Here is a 1,329-nt window from a genome sequence, read left to right as displayed (position 1 = left end):
AGTGCGTACCGGCGACGGCGGCCCGGTAGTACCGGCTCGGCTGGGAGACGGACTGACCGTTGTTCAGCGTGCCGGTGTAGGTCTTCGGGTAGCCGGTGCAGACCGCCGGAGCGGGCGAGACGGTGCCCGGCGGGGTGGCTGCGCTGCCGGTCAGCAGGGTCAGGTCGTAGGCGGTGAGGATCTCGTTGACCGGCTGGAAGTAGGTGACGCCACCCGTGGTGCAGTTGCCGGAGCCGCCGGAGGTGACTCCCTGGGCCTGGTCCACCGAGATGAACGAACCACCCGAGTCACCCGGCTCGGCGCAGACACTGGTACGGGTCAGCCCGTGGATGGTGCCCTGGGGGTAGGTGACACTGGCGCTGAGCTGCCGGATGAGACCGCAGTGCCAGTCGGTGGTGGAGCCGGACCGGCAGATCGAGGCACCCTCCAGGGCCGGCCTGGAACCGGCGACGGGCACGATGCCGCCACTGCCGTTGCTCACCACCGGCCTGGGCGTCCAGCCGGCGTTCACCGCGACCCAGGCATAGTCGTTCTCGGGAAAGGACGACGCCCGGAAGACCCCCTGGGGCACCCGGTTGAAACCGGTGGTGGCATCACCCGTCTTACCGCAGTGACCGGCACTGACGAAACCCGCCTGGGTCCCGCGCATCACCGAGAAACCGACGGAGCAACGATTCGAACTGCCGATGTAGTAGGCGTCACCACCCTGCACGTCAGTGAGGAGCCGGGGCCGCTCGGTGGACGGCACCACCTTCACCACGCTCGAGTCGGCCCCCACTGCCTCCACGAGATCCTCGGTTGCCAGGGGGCTCTTCGACAGGATGACGATCCTGTTGTTCCTGGCGTCGACGAAGCGCACATCGCCCCCTCCGCCACGTCCCGGCAGGTCCACGTTAAGGTCACTGATGAGCCCGGCGAGTTCGGTCAGCGACCGTTTGACGAGTTCGGCTCTGGCGCCCGCCGCGACGATGGTGGGGAGGTCGGCGGGCTTGGTGGTGGCCACCACGAGAGTCTGTGAAATGGTTCCCATCAGCCACGAGCCGCCGAAACGCTCGCCGAGCGCCTCGCGGAGGTCTGCCTCGATCCCCGACATACGGATCTCGTTGGCCAGACGTGCCCGCACCTGTTCCTTGGTCAGGCCCAGGTCGCGTTGGAGCGCCTCCAGCATGCCCGACGGCGGTTTCCAGACGGACGCGGTGACCGGAACGTCCTGCGCCCGGGGTCCGGCGGCGATGGCCGGCACGCCCGTCAGGGTGAGCGCGGTGACCGCCAGCACGCAGCCCGTGGCGACGACATGTCTGCGGGACATGAATCCCTCCTCGACCTCGG

Annotated in this window: 1 protein-coding gene; it reads right to left on the bottom strand. The window is 68.6% G+C overall.

The annotated features are described in order from the left end of the window. On the bottom strand, window positions 1–1,309 hold a 1,309-nt coding region (locus ACWD3H_RS47680), incomplete at its 3' end, for a S1 family peptidase (RefSeq protein ID WP_451959806.1). Window positions 1,310–1,329 lie beyond the last annotated feature (20 nt).

The sequence above is a fragment of the Streptosporangium sp. NPDC002607 genome (assembly GCF_053592655.1).
Note: the sequence above shows the minus strand (reverse complement) of the source record. Positions and strands in the feature narration are given on the sequence as shown.